This is a genomic window from Streptomyces sp. NPDC104831 (assembly GCF_055583025.1).
In genome coordinates this window covers 105031-120411 of sequence record NZ_JBVJOT010000025.1, presented here as the reverse complement: position 1 = coordinate 120411, position 15381 = coordinate 105031, and the positions used below count along the sequence as shown (strand labels likewise).

Annotated in this window: 15 protein-coding genes; all 15 read right to left on the bottom strand. The window is 73.6% G+C overall.

Annotated features, from left to right (window positions below; translation table 11 throughout):
- A partial coding sequence (locus ACZ63H_RS19020) for a biotin carboxylase N-terminal domain-containing protein (RefSeq protein ID WP_279617129.1) occupies window positions 1–96 on the bottom strand: 96 nt, incomplete at its 3' end.
- A gap of 343 nt (window positions 97–439) precedes the next feature.
- Window positions 440–649 carry an acyl-CoA carboxylase subunit epsilon gene (locus ACZ63H_RS19015; protein ID WP_469866415.1) on the bottom strand — a complete coding sequence of 70 codons (210 nt, stop codon included), beginning with the start codon at window positions 647–649 and terminating at the stop codon, window positions 440–442.
- 25 nt (window positions 650–674) lie between these two features.
- Window positions 675–2219 (bottom strand): acyl-CoA carboxylase subunit beta, encoded by a 1545-nt coding sequence (locus tag ACZ63H_RS19010; protein ID WP_469866413.1) that lies wholly within the window; start codon window positions 2217–2219, stop codon window positions 675–677.
- A 47-nt stretch (window positions 2220–2266) separates the two neighbouring features.
- Window positions 2267–3235: an ACP S-malonyltransferase gene (gene fabD, locus ACZ63H_RS19005; protein ID WP_469866411.1), complete on the bottom strand. Its 969-nt coding sequence runs from the start codon at window positions 3233–3235 to the stop codon at window positions 2267–2269.
- Window positions 3236–3260: 25 nt separating this feature from the next.
- Window positions 3261–4091: a 4'-phosphopantetheinyl transferase family protein gene (locus ACZ63H_RS19000; protein WP_469866409.1), complete on the bottom strand. Its 831-nt coding sequence runs from the start codon at window positions 4089–4091 to the stop codon at window positions 3261–3263.
- A gap of 76 nt (window positions 4092–4167) precedes the next feature.
- On the bottom strand, window positions 4168–5688 hold the full coding sequence (locus ACZ63H_RS18995) for an FAD-dependent monooxygenase (protein WP_469866407.1): 1521 nt from the start codon (window positions 5686–5688) through the stop codon (window positions 4168–4170).
- A gap of 43 nt (window positions 5689–5731) precedes the next feature.
- Window positions 5732–7201, bottom strand: a complete 1470-nt coding sequence (locus ACZ63H_RS18990; RefSeq protein WP_469866405.1) for an FAD-dependent monooxygenase — start codon at window positions 7199–7201, stop codon at window positions 5732–5734.
- A complete protein-coding gene (locus ACZ63H_RS18985; protein WP_469866403.1) occupies window positions 7191–8138 on the bottom strand; it encodes an aromatase/cyclase in 948 nt (315 codons plus the stop codon). The genes ACZ63H_RS18990 and ACZ63H_RS18985 overlap by 11 nt, the downstream gene beginning before the upstream one ends.
- A gap of 27 nt (window positions 8139–8165) precedes the next feature.
- Window positions 8166–8948, bottom strand: coding sequence for a 3-oxoacyl-ACP reductase FabG (gene fabG, locus ACZ63H_RS18980; RefSeq protein WP_469866401.1), 783 nt, complete (start codon window positions 8946–8948; stop codon window positions 8166–8168).
- 123 nt (window positions 8949–9071) lie between these two features.
- Complete coding sequence (locus ACZ63H_RS18975; protein WP_467942301.1) at window positions 9072–9344, bottom strand: acyl carrier protein; 273 nt, start codon at window positions 9342–9344, stop codon at window positions 9072–9074.
- Between the two features lie 120 nt (window positions 9345–9464).
- A complete protein-coding gene (locus ACZ63H_RS18970; protein ID WP_469866399.1) occupies window positions 9465–10688 on the bottom strand; it encodes a ketosynthase chain-length factor in 1224 nt (407 codons plus the stop codon).
- Window positions 10685–11956 (bottom strand): beta-ketoacyl-[acyl-carrier-protein] synthase family protein, encoded by a 1272-nt coding sequence (locus tag ACZ63H_RS18965; RefSeq protein WP_469866397.1) that lies wholly within the window; start codon window positions 11954–11956, stop codon window positions 10685–10687. Before ACZ63H_RS18965 ends, ACZ63H_RS18970 begins: the two co-directional genes overlap by 4 nt.
- Complete coding sequence (locus tag ACZ63H_RS18960; protein WP_268696119.1) at window positions 11953–12285, bottom strand: TcmI family type II polyketide cyclase; 333 nt, start codon at window positions 12283–12285, stop codon at window positions 11953–11955. The genes ACZ63H_RS18965 and ACZ63H_RS18960 overlap by 4 nt, the downstream gene beginning before the upstream one ends.
- Window positions 12286–12389: 104 nt before the next feature.
- Complete coding sequence (locus ACZ63H_RS18955; RefSeq protein ID WP_469866395.1) at window positions 12390–13877, bottom strand: FAD-dependent monooxygenase; 1488 nt, start codon at window positions 13875–13877, stop codon at window positions 12390–12392.
- 383 nt (window positions 13878–14260) lie between these two features.
- Window positions 14261–15097 (bottom strand): IclR family transcriptional regulator, encoded by an 837-nt coding sequence (locus tag ACZ63H_RS18950; RefSeq protein WP_469866393.1) that lies wholly within the window; start codon window positions 15095–15097, stop codon window positions 14261–14263.
- Between the last annotated feature and the right edge of the window lie 284 nt (window positions 15098–15381).

Sequence of the window (15381 nt, the reverse complement as noted above, 5' to 3'; positions counted from 1 at the left end):
GGCGTAGACGGCCACGCTCGCGATCCCGGCGTCCCGGCAGGCCCGGGCCACGCGGACAGCGATTTCGCCACGGTTGGCGATGAGCACCTTGCGCAGACTCATTTCGAGATCCCTTCCCCGGCGCTCCGCACCGGCGCCGACGTCGACTGCCACCCGTTCCCCATCCGTACCACCTCGGCGCCCCCCGCGATGTCGCCCATCCGGTGCCCCCTCCCCGGACCGGGGGGTGCCGGGGCGGGCCGCCGCCGGTGCCCGGCGGCCGCGCGCGGCCTCCCGCGGTGGTCCGGGAGAACGCCGCAGCCGGTACGGCCGGTGCGGTCGGAGGAGGGGTGAAGGCGGGCGCGCGGCGCCGCCACCTCGTCGGGCGCGTGGGGAGAGGACACGTGCTGCTCCGTGGTTTCGTCGTGGTCCGCGGTGGGACGTGCGTGCCGCGGGGCGGCTAGGACGCGGTCTGCCAGCTGTGCGAGGCCAGGAAAGCGGCGTTGCGCTCCAGCCGGAACCAGCGCGCGGCGGCCGGACGCGCGGCGGCCGGTTCCGCCGCCGCGCCCGCCCGCTGCGCGAGCGCCGTCAGTACGGCCGTCAGCGCGGCGAGTTCCTCGGCGTCGGCCTGTCCCCGGACGATCCGGAAGAGGGGCTCCGCGGTGTTCATGGACACAAGACCTCCGTTGCCGATGTCACTGGGGCGGGTTGCCGTGCTTGCGCATCGGCAGGTCGGCGTGCTTGGTGCGCAGCATCGCCAGGCTGCGGATCAGGACCTCGCGGGTGTCGGCCGGGTCGATCACGTCGTCCACCAGGCCGCGTTCGGCCGCGTAGTACGGGTGCATCAGCTCGGCCTTGTACTCCTTGACGCGCTGCCGGCGCACCGCCTCCGGGTCGTCGGCGGCGTTGATGTCCCGGCGGAAGATGACGTTGGCCGCGCCCTCCGCCCCCATGACCGCGATCTCGTTGGTGGGCCAGGCCAGCGCCAGGTCGGCGCCGATGGAGCGGGAGTCCATGACGATGTAGGCGCCGCCGTACGCCTTGCGCAGCACCAGCGAGATCCTCGGCACGGTGGCGTTGCAGTACGCGTACAGCAGCTTGGCGCCGTGCCGGATGATGCCGTTGTGCTCCTGGTCGACGCCGGGCAGGAAGCCGGGCACGTCGATCAGGGTCACGAGGGGGATGTTGAAGGAGTCGCAGATCTGCACGAAGCTCGCGGCCTTCTCGGACGCGGCGATGTCCAGCACGCCCGCCAGGGACTGCGGCTGGTTGGCGACGATGCCGACGACCTTGCCGTCCAGGCGGGCCAGCGTGCAGATGACGTTGGTGGCCCAGCCTTCGTGGACCTCCAGGTGGGTGCCGTCGTCGACGATCTCCTCGATGACGGCCCGCATGTCGTACGGCCGGTTGCCGTCGGACGGCACCAGGTCGTACAGCGCCTCTCCGCGCCGGTCCGCGGGGTCGTCGCAGGGAACGGCCGGGGCGCTCTCGCGGTTGTTGGCGGGCAGCATCGACAGCAGGAAGCGGACCTCGTCCAGGCAGGTCTCCTCGTCGTCGTACGCGAAGTGCGCGACGCCCGAGGTCCGGGCGTGGACGTCCGCGCCGCCCAGCCCGTCCTGGCTGATCTCCTCGCCGGTCACCGCGCGGACCACGTCGGGGCCGGTGATGAACATCTGCGAGGTGCCGCGCACCATGAAGACGAAGTCCGTCAGCGCCGGGCTGTAGGCGGCCCCGCCCGCGCACGGGCCGAGCATGACGCTGATCTGCGGGATGACACCGGAGGCGCGGGTGTTGCGCTGGAAGATGCCGCCGTAGCCGGCGAGCGCGGTGACGCCCTCCTGGATGCGGGCACCGGCGCCGTCGTTCAGCGACACCAGGGGCGCGCCGGCCGCGATCGCCAGGTCCATCACCTTGTGGATCTTCTGGGCGTGGGCCTCGCCGAGGGCGCCGCCGAAGATGCGGAAGTCGTGCGCGTAGACGAAGACCGTCCGGCCGTGGACCGTGCCCCAGCCGGTGATCACGCCGTCGGTGTGGGGCTTCTTCGCCTCCAGGCCGAAGCCGGTCGCGCGGTGCCGCCGCAGCTGCTCGATCTCCTGGAAGGAGTCCTTGTCGAGCAGCAGCTCGATGCGTTCGCGGGCGGTGAGCTTGCCCTTGTCGTGCTGGCGCCGCGTCGCGGCCGGGTCCGGGCCGCCCCGGGCCGACTCCTTGATGCCGAGCAGCTCGTCAAGCTGTTTCCTCATGGGTACCCTCCGGTTCCCTTGCCAACTGGTCGGTGGGGCGCGCCGGGTCAGGCCGCGCGTCCGGCGGGGGCCTCGGCGGCGAAGGCGTCGAGGACCTCGGTGAGGCGCTGGGTGTCGTCCGTGCGGTAGGTCCGCGCGCCGGGGACGATGCGGCGGCACAGGCCGCCGAGCACCCGGCCCGGGCCCACCTCGACGAACCGGTCCGCGCCGGCGGCGGCCATCCGGGTGACGGTGCCGGTCCAGCGGACCCGGGCGGCGAGCTGGGCGCGCAGGCCGGCGACGATCTCCGCGGCGCCGGTGACCGGCTCCGCCGTGACGCTGGAGACGAACGGGACGGCGGGGTCGCGGAAGCGGACGCCGGCCAGCGCCTCGGCGAACCGGTCCTCGATGTCGCGCATCAGGCTGCTGTGGAACGGCGCGCCGACCTTCAGCGCGACGGTCTTGGCCGCGCCCGCCTCGCGGGCGGCGCGGAGCACGCCGTCGACGGCCCCGGTCTGCCCGGACACCACGATCTGCCCGGGCTCGTTGTCGTTGGCGACCTCGACGAGCTGTCCGGTGTCCGCGGTGACGGCGGCGCAGATCTCCTCGACCCGTGCCAGCTCCAGGCCCATGACCGCGGCCATGCCGCCCGGTACGCGCCGGTTGACGCCCGCCATCAGCTCGCCGCGCAGCCGTACGAGGCGCAGCGCGTCGGCCCAGTCGAGCGCGCCGGCGCACACCAGCGCCGCGTACTCGCCCAGGCTGTGACCGGCCACGGCGTCGGGGGCCAGGCCGTGCGCGCGCAGCACCTCCCAGGTGGCGACGCTGGTCAGCAGGATGGCGGGCTGGGTGATCGCGGTGTCGCGCAGGGTGTCGGCGGGGCCTTCCCAGCAGATCCGGGACAGCGGCATGCCGAGGATGTCGTCGGCGGACCGGTAGTGGTCGCCGATCAGCTCCGGCCACCGGTCGTGCAGATCGCGGCCCATGCCCACGCGCTGTGATCCCTGGCCCGGGAAGACGTAGGCGGTGTCGGCCATGGCGGAACCCCCGTGTGAATGGTCGTCAGTCGATGAGGTGAGGTGGCAGTGGGCGTGTGGGCAACCGGCGTACGGCCGTGACCGGGGGCGCCGCGCCGAGGACGGCGACCGCCGCGGTGTGACCGGGCGCGCAGGGCACGTCGGCGACCGTCCAGCCGTGCGGCCGGGCCCCGGTGTCGGCGCCGAGGTAGTCGGCGGATGCGGGGCGGGCGAGGCCGGTGCCGATGCCCTTGAGGTACGCCTCCTTGCGCGCCCACAGCTGGGCGAACGCGCCGGGGCGTGCGCCGGGCGGAAGCCGGTCCAGTTCGGCGCGTTCGGCCGGGTGCAGCGAGGGGGCGCAGGCGTCCACGGTGCCGGGGCCCGGTACGCGCTGCACGTCGACGCCGACGGGGACCGCCGCCACCCCGATCAGGGCCAGGCCGTGGCTGTGCGAGAGGGAGAAGTGCAGCGGGGGCGGGGTGCCCGGGACCGCGGGGCGGCCGTGCGGGCCGCCGCACCCGGGGCACGGCTCGCGGACGAGGACCACCTCGCGCGCGGGAAGGCGCAGGTAGGCACCGAGCAGGGTCCGCAGGGCGAGGTGGGAGGCGACGTACAGGGCCCGGTCGGCGGGACGGCGCAACGCGGCCGCGCGCTTCCGCTCCGCCGCGTCGAGCACGTCGAGGACGTCCGGGCCGGCGAGGGCCTCCGCCTCGGCCGGGGCCTCCTCGCCGGCCGGTGTCTCCGGGTCGGCGCGGACGCGGAGGCCGGGCGGCGCACCCGGTCCGGGGCTGCGCACCAGCCACAGATCGACGCGCCGGCCGTCCGGCACGGGCAGCGTCCCGGGCAACGGCTCCGGTACGGGGACCGGCTCGGGCAACGGCTCCCGTGCCGGTGGCATCTCCCGTGCCGGCACCGCCTCCCCGGCCCGCGCCCCGCCCCCGGCGCGCCGTTCCTCAGCCGGCGTACGCAAGGCGGAGCCGGGGTTCCGGTGGCCCCGCCCAGCGGGTCAGGGCGGTGCGGACCGTCGCCGGGTCCGGGCCTTCGGCCGCCCAGGCGACGTACCCGTCCGGACGGATGAGCAGCGTGGTGCGGACGGCCGCGGCGGCGGGGACGACACGGTCGGACCACTCCGCCACCGCCGCGCGTACCGCCTCGTCGGGGCTGAGCAGCACGAGGCGGCCGGTGCCCAGGGCGCCGTCGAGCCGTCCGCCGGTCAGCCGTCCGTGGAAGAACCGTCCGACGAGCCGGTGGTCGCCGCGCCCGCGCCCGTAGGTGATCCCGGTGCCGGAGACGGCCAGGCCCTCGCGCCGGCCCAGTGCCTCGCCGAGCGGGCCGAGGTGTCCGGCGCACCAGACCATCGCCTGCTGGGCGAGCCGGGTCCGTCCGCTCTGCCGGATGGCCGCGCGGACCAGGGACCCGGAGGTGCGCAGCACCTCCTCGCCGACCGGGTGCGTCTCCGCCTCGTAGGTGTCGAGGAGGGCGTCGCCGCCGTGGCCGCGCACCGCCGCCGCCAGCTTCCAGGCGAGGTTCATCGCGTCCTGGAGGCCGGTGTTCATGCCCATGCCGCCGGCCGGCGAGTGGACGTGCGCGGCGTCTCCGGCCAGGAAGAAGCGGCCGTCGCGGTACCGCGTCGCCTGGCGTTCGTCGCTGTGGAAGCGCGAGACCCACCGCGGCTCGTGCATGCCGAAGTCCCGGCCCAGGATGGACCGGCACAGCCGGCGCAGCTCCTCGAAGTCCACGGACTCGTCGGCGGAGCTGTCGGTGTGCCGGTTCCAGGCGAGCACCCGGTAGTAGCCGTCGCCGAAGGGGGCGACGAAGGCGAAGCCGTGCTCGTTGGCGTCCACGGTGAGCAGGTCGGCGGGCGCCTCCTTCATCAGCACGTCGGCGAGGATCACCGAGCGCAGCACGGAGTCGCCGGGGAACGGGATGCCCAGCAGCCCCCGCACGGTGCTGCGCACCCCGTCGGTGCCGACGCCGTACGCCGCGCGGTGCGTCTCCCGGGTGCCGTCGGCGGTGGTGACGTCCACCTCGACACCGTCCGCGTCCTGGCGCAGCCCGACCACCTCGGTGTCGTGGCGGAACTCCACCCCGAGCGAGGCGGCGCGCCGCTCCAGCACTTGTTCCACGTGGAACTGCGGGGTGATCAGCACATACGGGTAGCGGGTGCGCAGGTGCGCGAAGTGGATGTCCAGCTCGCCGAAGAGCGGCAGGGTGGGCAGCCTGGTGCCGGTGGCGATGATCTCGTCGGCGACACCGCGCGCGTCGAGCTGCTCCAGGGTGCGCGCGTGCACGGTGAACGAGCGGGTCAGGTTGCTCAGTTTCCGGCCGCGCTTCTCCAGGACCGTGACCCGGATCCCGGCGGCGGCGAGGTCTCCCGCCAGCAGCAGACCGGTCGGTCCCGCGCCGACGATCAGGACGTCGGGGCCGGTCGCCGCGCGGGGGGCCGCCGGGGACGGCGGTACGGACTTCGACATGTCGGTTACTCCCTCGAACTCAAGACACCGGTGCGCCGGACCCTCACGACACCGGTGCGCCGAACCAGCGGTGCAGGGCCGTCGTCAGCCGCTCCGCGCCGGAGTCGGTCCAGACCACGTGACCGTCGGGGCGCACCAGGACCGCACGCGCCCCCGAGAGAGCGGGAGGACCGCCGGCGGTGCGGGACCCGGCCGTGACGACGTCCACGCGGTCCGCCCAGCCGGCGGCGGTGCGCGGCTCCGCTCCGGACGGGCCGCCGGGCGCGAGGTCCAGCAGCATCCCGCGGGCCTGCCTGCCGGACGGGCCGGGGGCCGGGACCGGCTCGCCGTGGGGCAGGCGCGCGCCCAGCAGCGGATGGTCGCCGGGGCCGACGTCGTACCGGATGTCCAGGCCGCTGATCATCCCGGCCAGGTGGGCGCGGGTGTGGCGGGTGTGCGCGGGGTCGATCAGCTCGCGGAAGACCTCGCGCAGCTCCTCCACGTCCGGGCCGCCGAGCAGGAACGTCGTCTGGGCGCGGATGTTGCTCAGCACCCGCTCGCCGACGGCGTGCCGCTCGGTGTGGTAGGTGTCGAGCAGGCCGTCCGGGGCCCATCCCCGGATCTCGGCGGCGAGCTTCCAGCCGAGGTTGACGGCGTCCTGGAGACCGAGGTTCAGGGCCTGTCCGCCCACGGGCATCTGCACGTGCGCGGCGTCCCCGGCGAACAGCACGCGGCCGTGGCGGTAGCGCGCCACCTGGCGGGAGGCGTCGCCGAAGGCGTTGACCCACAGCGGGGTGCCGCCGCCGATGTCCTCGCCGGTGACGCGCTTCCACACGTCCGCGACCTCGGTGAAGGCGGGCGCGCCGGTGCGCGGCCGGGCCGCGCGGCCGAACTCGTGCACCATCACCCGGGTGACGCCGTCGGGGCGGCGGGCGGCGATGGCGAGGCCCCGCTCCAGCCGCTGGAAGCGCCGGTCGGGGACGTCGATGCCGGCGACGTCCGCGCGGATCAGCTCGCGGCCGGCGTCCTGCCCGGGGAAGTCGGCCCCGGTCAGCTCCCGGACGGTGCTGCGCTCGCCGTCGCAGCCGACGACGTAGCGGGCGCTCACCCGGACGGGCCGGCCGTCGGGGCCGGTGGCCTCGGCCTCGACGCCGGTGTCCGTGACGGTCAGCGCGCGCAGCTCGTGGCCGCGGCGGACGGTGGCGCCGAGGGAGAGCGCCCAGGTCTGGAGCAGTTCCTCGGTGCGGGTCTGCGGGACCTTCCACTGCCCGGGGTACGGCGTGGGCAGGGTGAGGTCCAGCGGGACGCCGCCGAAGTGGCCCATCACGTCGTTCGGCGGGGTGCCGAGCGCCTGGAGCAGACCGCGGGCGGCGAAGATCTCCATGGTGCGGGCGTGCAGGGTCGACGCGCGGGACTCGGTGGTCGGCCGGGGCAGGCGTTCCAGCACGACCACCTCGGCGCCGCCGAGGCGCAGTTCGCCGGCGAGCATCAGCCCGACCGGACCCGCGCCGACGACGAGGACGTCAGTCCGCATGGTTCCGCTTCGCCTCGGCGTGGTCCTTGGCGTGACCGAGGGTGGCACGGCTGTTGGTGCTCAGCGCGCTGTGCACGTAGGCGCGGGCCTCGGCGATGCCGGCGTCCGGGCCGAGGATCCTCGTGATGTTGTCGGTGTTGAGGACCACGGTGTGCTGGGAGGAGGCGGCCACGCCTCCCTCGTTCTCGGTGAAGGTCCAGTAGCCGGTGTGCAGGTTTATCAGCGCGGGCAGTGTGACCTGCTTGTAGGCGATCTTCCGGTGCGGGAAGCACACCCGGTACGACTTGGTGGTGTGGGTCGAGCCGTCCTTGGCGCGGGTGTCCATCTCCAGGGTCTGCAGGCCCGGGTACTCCTCCTCGCACCGCACGCTCGCCACGTGCGGCAGCCGCTCGGACCAGAGGTGGGCGTCGTTGACGAAGTCGTAGACGTCCTTGGCCGACCCGGCGATCTGCACGGTGTCCTCGAAGGAGAAGGTGATCTCCTGCGCGGCGTGCGCGAACTCCACGTTGGTCTTCAGCGAGGCCAGCTCGGTGCGGGAGTTGCGGTCCACGGCCTCGTCGATCCAGGCCAGGCCCGCCGGGTCGTCGTCGACGGCCCGGTAGTCGTGCAGCAGCCGCACCCGGGCCGACGACTCGCCGGCCGGCTCGATGATCCAGGTGCCGCCCATGGCCGCGACCGGCGGGGCGGAGACCTCCTGGCGGAAGGTGATCCTCAGGCCCCGCGGGTCCAGGGTGCGGCGCGAGGTCCAGTTCTTCGCCTCCCCGTTGGCCGTGGCCCAGATCCGGATCCGCTCCTCGGTCTCCCCGCCCTCCAGACGGTCGGCGAAGATGGTGGGCGGGAAGATGCGCGGCCAGTTCTCCACGTCGGCCAGCAGCCGGTACACCGCCTCGGCCGGGGCGGCGACGGTGATCTCGTGCTCGACCTCACGGGTGGTCATCGCGATAGCTCCTTGGAAGTCGAGGGATCAGAAGTTGCCGAGGCCGCCGCAGACGTTGAGCGCCTGCGCGGTGATGGAGGCCGCGGTGTCGGAGGCCAGGTAGCCGACCAGCCCGGCGACCTCCTCGGGGGTGGAGTAGCGGCCGAGCGGGATCTTGGACTGGAACTTCTCCAGGATCGCGTCCTCGGTGGTGTCGTAGGCGGCGGCGTAGCCCTGGCGCACCCGCTGGGCCATCGGCGTCTCGACGTAGCCGGGGCAGACCGCGTTGACGGTGATGCCGGTCGGCGCCAGCTCGTTGCCGAGGGCCTTGGTGAAGCCGACCACGCCGTGCTTGGACGCGGAGTACGGGGCGCCCAGGACGACGCCCTGCTTGCCCGCGGTGGACGCGATGTTGATGATCCGGCCCCAGCTCTTGTGCCGCAGCCCGCCGGTGTTGAGCACCTCGCGGGTCAGCCGGAACACGCTGTTGAGGTTGGTGTCGATCACGTCGTGCCACAGCTCGTCGGCGATGTCCGCGGTCACCCCGCCACCGCTGCGGCCGGCGTTGTTCACCAGCACGTCCACCGTGCCGAACCGGTCCACGGCCGCCCGCACGAACGCGTGCACGTCGGCCTCGGAGCGCACGTCCAGCGTGGCGCCGTCCGCCTCCAGGCCCGCGCTCTGCAGTTCCTTCACGGTCGCGGCCACGTTCTCGGCGTTGCGCGCGCCGAGGAACACCCGGTGCCCCTGCTCGGCCAGCAGCCGGGCCACGGCCAGGCCGATGCCACTGGTCGCCCCGGTCACCAGGGCGACCCGCTTGTCCTGCGCCATTGTTTCCTCCTGCGGATCTCGATGCTGAAAAAGGCCGCCGCCGGTCCGGGGTGTCCGCTCCCCGGGTCCGGCGGCGGGGCCGCGACGGTCGTGCGCGACCGGTGTCGGGCGCGGGCGCCCCGGTCAGGCCGCGGTGGGCTGGCCGATGTGCTCGTTGACGACCTCGATGAGGGCGCGCGGGGTGGTGGCGTCGGTCAGCGCGGTGTCGTCCAGCGTGATGCCGAACTCGCGCTCGATGCGGCCGCCGGTCTCCAGCAGCGCCAGGGACTCGTAGCCCAGCGCCTCGAACTCGGAGTCGAGGAAGTCGTCGCTGTCGAGGTCGACGCTCTCGTCGGCGCCGGCGCCCTCCAGGAGGATGCGCTTGAGGTCGTCGACGGTGAATTCCTGAGTGGCCATGGCTTTTCCTTCTTCCGTGAACAAGCGCGGCGCCCTTGCCGCGGGGATTTCCGTGAACAGGCGCGGCGGCCCGCCGCGGGGACTTCCGTGCGCGGGCGCGGCGGCCCCGCCGCGCGGACGTCAGTGGGCGGCGCGGACCACGAGCGCGGAGTTGAACCCGTTGAAGCCGCGGGCCAGGACGAGCGCCGTGCGCACCTCGGCCGCACGCGCCTCGCCCGTCACCAGGTCCAGGTCGTAGCCGTCGGCCTGCTCGACGTTCGTGGTGGGCGGGATCAGCCCCTCCTCGATGGCGAGCAGCGCGGTGGCCACGTCCAGCGGGGCGGCACCGGAGTACAGGCGGCCGGTCATGGTCTTGGGCGCGGTGACCGGGACGCCCCGGGCGCCGAAGACGGCGGTGAGCGCGTCGGCCTCGACGCGGTCCAGCTCCGGGATCGCGGCGGCGTCGGCGAACACCACGTCCACCTCGTCCGGGGTCGCGCCCGCGTCCGCGAGGGCGAGTTCGATCGCCTTGCGCAGGCCCGGCGGGCGTCCGCTGCCCGGACGGGGGTCGAACGTGGAGCCGTAGCCCGCGATCTCGCCGTACGTCCGGGCGCCGCGCTCCCGCGCGGCCTCCGCGTTCTCCAGGATGAGGATCGCGCCGCCCTCGCCCGGGACGTGGCCGCGCGCCCCGGCGTCGAACGGCAGGTACGCGCGCGACGGGTCGTCGCTGGTGCTCAGCCGCTTCCCGGCGAGCTGGGCGACCCAGCCCCAGGTGCACACCGACGCGTCCATGCCGCCGGAGACGATCAGCCGGGTGCCCTTGCGGATCTGCCGGCGGGCCTGGGCGAGCGCGTCCAGGCCGCCCGCCTGCTCGCTGACGACGACCCCGCTGGGCCCCTTCATGCCGTTGCGGATCGAGATCTGCCCGGAGTTGACCGCGTAGAACCAGGCGAAGGACTGGTAGGCGCTGACGTGCTGGCCGCCCTTGCTCCACAGCGCCTGGAGTTCGCGCTGGCCGAACTCGAAGCCGCCCGAGGAGCTGGCGGTGACCACGCCCATGTCGAACTCGGGCAGCTCCTGCGGCTTCACCCCGGCGTCCGCGAGCGCCCAGTCGGCGGCCACGAGCGCGAGCCGCGTCATGTGGTCGGTCTGCGGCAGCAGCCGGCTGGGCAGGTGGTCGCGGGCGACGAAGCCGGGGACCTCGCCGGCCAGCCGGGCGGGGTACTGCGAGGGGTCGAAGCGGGTGATGCGGCCGATGCCGTTCGTGCCGGTCCGGGTCGCCGCCCAGTAGTCCTGGGTGCCCAGGCCGTTGGGGGCGGCGACGCCCAGCCCGGTGACCACCACCTTCGTGGCCGTGCCGGTCATGCCACGCTCCTCTCGGGCCGGGCGAGCACCATGGCGCTCTGGAATCCGCCGAAGCCGCTGCCGACCGTCAGGACGGTGTCCGTGCGGTGCTCACGGGCGGTGAGCGGCACGTAGTCCAGGTCGCACTCCGGGTCGGGGGTGTGCAGATTGGCCGTCGGGGGCACGACGTGGTGCTCCATGGCCAGGGCGGACGCGGCGATCTCGATGGAGCCGATCGCGCCCAGCGAGTGGCCCACCATCGACTTGATGGACGAGACCGGGGTGCGGTACGCGTGGTCGCCCAGGCTCTTCTTGAACGCGGCGGTCTCGTGCCGGTCGTTCTGCTTGGTGCCCGAGCCGTGCGCGTTGATGTAGTCGATCCGGTCGCCGGCGATCCGGGCCTCGCCGAGCGCGACACGGATGGCCTCGGCCATCTCCGCGCCGTCGGGGCGCAGCCCGGTCATGTGGTACGCGTTGGAGCGGGTGGCGTAGCCCGCGATCTCGGCGTAGACATGGGCGCCGCGTGCCCGGGCGCTCTCCAGCTCCTCCAGTACGAAGAAGGCGGAGCCCTCGCCCAGCACGAACCCGTTGCGGGTGCCGTCGAAGGGGCGGGAGGCGTGCTCGGGGTCGTCGTTGCGCGGGGTCGTCGCCTTGATCGCGTCGAAGCACGCCATGGTGATCGGCGAGATCGGCGCGTCCGACGAGCCGGCGATCATGACGTCGGCCGAGCCCTCGCGGATCAGCTCCACCGCGTGGCCGACCGAGTCCAGGCCGGAGGTGCAGCCGGTGGAGACCACCGTGCTCGGGCCCTCCGCGCCCACCTGCCAGGCGACCTCGGCGGCGAAGGAGCTGGGGACCATGTGGTCGTACAGGTGCGGGACCGCGTAGGTGTGGTCGACCAGGTCCAGCAGACCGCCGTTGCTGACGACGCGGTACTCCTGGTCCAGGCCCATGGTCGCGCCGACCGCGCTGCCGACGGTGACGCCGACGCGGTAGGGGTCGATGCCGGTCAGCTCGATGCCGCTGTCGGCGACCGCCTCGCGGGTGGCGACGACGGCGAGCTGGGCGGCGCGGTCCATGCGCCGGATCTCCTGCGGGTTCAGCCCGTGCTCCTCGGGATCGAAGTCGATCTCGGCGGCGACGCGCGAGCGGAACTGGGAGGGGTCGAAGAAGGTGATGCCGCGGGTCGCGGTGCGGCCCTCGCTCAGCAGGCTCCAGAAGTTCTTCACGCCGATGCCGCCCGGCGCGAGGACTCCGATGCCGGTGATGACGACGCGCCGGGGCGTCATGCGGAGGCCTCCCAGTGGTAGAAGCGGGTGGCCATCGCGTCCTTGGGCGAGCGCCACGTCTGCGGGTCGTACGCCTCGATGAAGGGCTTGAGGTCCTCGCTGATCCGGATGAAGCGCGGGTCGGTCTTGGCCTCCTCGATCAGCTCGCCGCCGTTGTCGGTGTCGAAGTCCTGGAGGTGGAAGTACAGGCCCCGGTACTTGAACAGTTGACGGCGGCGGGTGCCCATGCGGTGGGGCATCTCGGTGTCGTCGAAGGCGCCGAAGAGGCGGGCGACGTCGTCGCTGGCGTGCGGCTCCATCCGGGCCACGATCAACGTGCTGTGCTTCATGGTGGGTGTCTCCTCACGACGGTTCGCGACCGGACGCGGCCGGGCGCGGCCGGTGGTGCTCGGGCGGGTGGCGCAAGAGGTGGGGTGGTGGGGCGGGCGCGGGGTCAGCGGGACGGGCCGAACCAGCGCTCCAGGGCGGCGGGCAGCTCGCCGGGCCCGCCGGGCGCGATCCAGGCCACATGGCCGTCGGGGCGCACCAGGACGGCGGCGGCGCCGGCCGCCGCGTGCTCCGGCGTGATGCCGTGCGGGGTCGCGGTGACGGTGTCCACGCGGTCCGCCCAGCCGGCGGCGGCGCGCCGGAGCGCGGGGTCGTCGGCGAGGTCGAGCAGCAGGCCGCGGGCGCTGTGCAGCAGTGCGGTGGTGCCGGTCTTGTCGCCGTCGGCGGTCACGAGTTCCAGGTGCGGCATGCGGCGGCCGGGCAGCGGGTGGTCACTCGCGCCGACGTCGTAGCGGATGTCCAGGCCGCTGATCATGCCGGCGAGATGGCGGGCGACGTCCTCGTACGCGACCAGTTCGGAGAGCACGTCGCGCAGCGGCTGCATCTCGCTGCCGCTGAGGTAGAGCAGGCCCTGGGCCTGGGTGTTCGTCAGCAGCCGGCGGCCCACCGGGTGGCGCTCGGCGTGGTAGGTGTCGAGCAGTGCCCCGGGGGCCGTGCCGCGCACGACGGCGGCGAGCTTCCAGCCGAGGTTGACCGCGTCCTGGATGCCGGTGTTCATGCCCTGGCCGCCGGCGGGCAGGTGGATGTGCGCCGCGTCGCCGGCCAGCAGGACGCGGCCGCGGCGGTACTCGGTGACCTGGCGGGCGGCGTTGCCGAAGGCGCTGATCCACACGGGGGTGGCGCCGCTGATGTCCTGGTGGGTCAGGCGCTGCCAGGCGGCGGCGACCTCGGCGAAGGGCGGCGGCCCGGTGCGCTCGCGCGGCGGGTTGTCGCGCTCGCAGACGATGATGCGGTGGATGCCGTCGCCGATGGGCACCGACATGGCCATGCCGCCGGGCACGGACTCGCCGATGGGGCGGGGCCGCACCTCGCAGTCGGTGATGTCGGCGAGGTACATCTCCATGGTCGCGGCGGTGCCGGGGAAGTCGAACCCGGCGAGCTTGCGGACCGTGCTGCGACCGCCGTCGCAGCCCACCAGGTAGCCGGCGCGCAGCCGTTCGGGGCCGTCGGGGCCCTCGATCTCGACGAGGACACCGTCCTCGCCGGCCGTCAGGGCGACGAGTTCCCGGCCGCGCCGCACCCGGACGCCCAGCTCGGCGAGCCATGCGCCGAGCACCGCCTCCGTACGGTGCTGGGGCACGTCCTTGACGCTGAAGTGGGCGCCGTCGAGCACGCCGAAGTCGACGGGGGTGCCGCCGAAGTGGCCGAGCCTGCTGGTGACGATCTCGCCGAAGCGGGGCAGCAGTCCGCGCTGGTCGAAGACCTCCATGGTGCGAGGGGTGAAGCCGAGCCCGCGGGATTCTCCGCTGGGCTGGGGAAGGCGGTCGATGACGACGGTCTCGACCCCGGCGAGGCGCAGTTCACCGGCGAGCATCAGCCCCGAGGGGCCTGCTCCCACGATGACCACGGGAACGTCGACGAGGGCAGCGTCCATCCGCGCCTCCTTTCCTGTTGCGTACGTCCCGGTACGGGGAGACGCCGGTGAGTTGGCTGACGGCACGTCGGATCGCCGTCGCGCGCGAGCCCTTGCTCGCTCACGGGCGGACGGCGGCAGACGGGAGGGAAGGTGAGGGTGAGGGTGATCGAGCGTTGCGGCGGTACGGCCGCGAGAGAACGGCACGGACGGGTGAGGCCGGTGGAATCGCGTCGGCGAGGTGGCTCTGCACGCCTGGGCGACTGGCACGAGGCGGAGCGAACACCGGCCTGAGGGCACACGTGTGCCGCCCGATCAGCGTGACAGGTCGTTCGGATGTTTGTCAATCGTCCGGCGCGGAGGACTTGTTCGCGCGGCCGGCAGCGCGACGGGCGGGCACCCGCTCAGCCCAGGGCGCGGTGGTGGGGGCCCAGCGACAGGCTGAGCTGGGTCGCGGCGGTGATCGTCGCGTCGATCACGTCCGGGTGCGCGGCGCCGGCGTCCGGCATCAGCACGAGGACCGCGCCGAAGACCCAGCCGTCCCACATCACGGGTGCCGCGCAGGAGTTCCAGCCGGCGACGCACTCCTCCAGGCCGATGGCGTGGCCCCGGTCGCGTATGTCGCGCAGCGAGTCCCACAGCGCGTCGTTGTCCACCAGTGCGCCGGGGCCGGCCTCGGCCACGGCGGGTTCGGCGGCGACCCGCTCCTGGATCGGGCGCGGGAGGTACGCGAGGATCGAGCGGCCCGACGCGCCGGTGCGCAGCGAGCGGGTGACGGCCAGCACCTCGCGGGGCGTCATGCCGAGTTCGGACAGGTCGGAGTCGCCGACGGCCATGTCGACGCACTGCCGCTGGGCCCCGCCGAACGGGGCGAGCGTGTAGAGGAAGGCGAGTCCGCCCCCGGTGGCGGCGCGCAGCCTGAGCAGGACCGACCGGGCGGTGTGGCGGTCGAGGGTGTGCGCCATGGCCTGCATGCCCACCAGGGCGGCGGTGGTGCCGAGTTGGTACCTGCCCCGGCCCACGCGGTCGAACACGCCTTCGTAGATGCCGGACTGCAGGATGCGGTGGACCGCGGAGTCGTCGAGTCCGGCCGCCTCGGCCAGCTCCCCGGGGCCGTGCGTGCGGCCGCGCAGCTTCACGAACGCCTGCTGGACCCGGAAGACGCGCTCGGCGTGGCCGGTCCCGCCCGTGCGGATGCGATCGCCGGACTGTCCCCAGGCCGGATCCGCGTGCATGTTCATGGCGACCCCCGTCTCTCCACCACGCACGATCCAAGCCATCCTAACCAGACGGCTTGGTGACAATCCGTCAACAACAGCGGCCCCGCCGCCCTCGGCCCGACCCCCCGAACGAGGAACAAGCCGGATTCACGGACATATACGCACATGGAGGCGCAAAAGACTATGCGCTGGCAGGGAAATCGCTGTCGAGCATACGGGTACACATGCCCGCAGAACCGGACACATCTCCTTCGATTTCCCGCTGCGTGAGAAATGATCGCCGCGTTCCATTTTCCCCTTTCTTT

What these genes read in the sequence shown, in the direction of transcription:
- ACZ63H_RS19015 (WP_469866415.1), bottom strand. Translation starts at nt 649, where the DNA reads ATGAACACCGCGGAGCCCCTCTTCCGGATCGTCCGGGGACAGGCCGAC.
- ACZ63H_RS19010 (WP_469866413.1), bottom strand. Translation starts at nt 2,219, where the DNA reads ATGAGGAAACAGCTTGACGAGCTGCTCGGCATCAAGGAGTCGGCCCGG.
- fabD (WP_469866411.1), bottom strand. Translation starts at nt 3,235, where the DNA reads ATGGCCGACACCGCCTACGTCTTCCCGGGCCAGGGATCACAGCGCGTG.
- ACZ63H_RS18995 (WP_469866407.1), bottom strand. Translation starts at nt 5,688, where the DNA reads ATGTCGAAGTCCGTACCGCCGTCCCCGGCGGCCCCCCGCGCGGCGACC.
- ACZ63H_RS18990 (WP_469866405.1), bottom strand. Translation starts at nt 7,201, where the DNA reads ATGCGGACTGACGTCCTCGTCGTCGGCGCGGGTCCGGTCGGGCTGATG.
- ACZ63H_RS18985 (WP_469866403.1), bottom strand. Translation starts at nt 8,138, where the DNA reads ATGACCACCCGTGAGGTCGAGCACGAGATCACCGTCGCCGCCCCGGCC.
- fabG (WP_469866401.1), bottom strand. Translation starts at nt 8,948, where the DNA reads ATGGCGCAGGACAAGCGGGTCGCCCTGGTGACCGGGGCGACCAGTGGC.
- ACZ63H_RS18975 (WP_467942301.1), bottom strand. Translation starts at nt 9,344, where the DNA reads ATGGCCACTCAGGAATTCACCGTCGACGACCTCAAGCGCATCCTCCTG.
- ACZ63H_RS18970 (WP_469866399.1), bottom strand. Translation starts at nt 10,688, where the DNA reads ATGACCGGCACGGCCACGAAGGTGGTGGTCACCGGGCTGGGCGTCGCC.
- ACZ63H_RS18965 (WP_469866397.1), bottom strand. Translation starts at nt 11,956, where the DNA reads ATGACGCCCCGGCGCGTCGTCATCACCGGCATCGGAGTCCTCGCGCCG.
- ACZ63H_RS18960 (WP_268696119.1), bottom strand. Translation starts at nt 12,285, where the DNA reads ATGAAGCACAGCACGTTGATCGTGGCCCGGATGGAGCCGCACGCCAGC.
- ACZ63H_RS18955 (WP_469866395.1), bottom strand. Translation starts at nt 13,877, where the DNA reads ATGGACGCTGCCCTCGTCGACGTTCCCGTGGTCATCGTGGGAGCAGGC.
- ACZ63H_RS18950 (WP_469866393.1), bottom strand. Translation starts at nt 15,097, where the DNA reads ATGAACATGCACGCGGATCCGGCCTGGGGACAGTCCGGCGATCGCATC.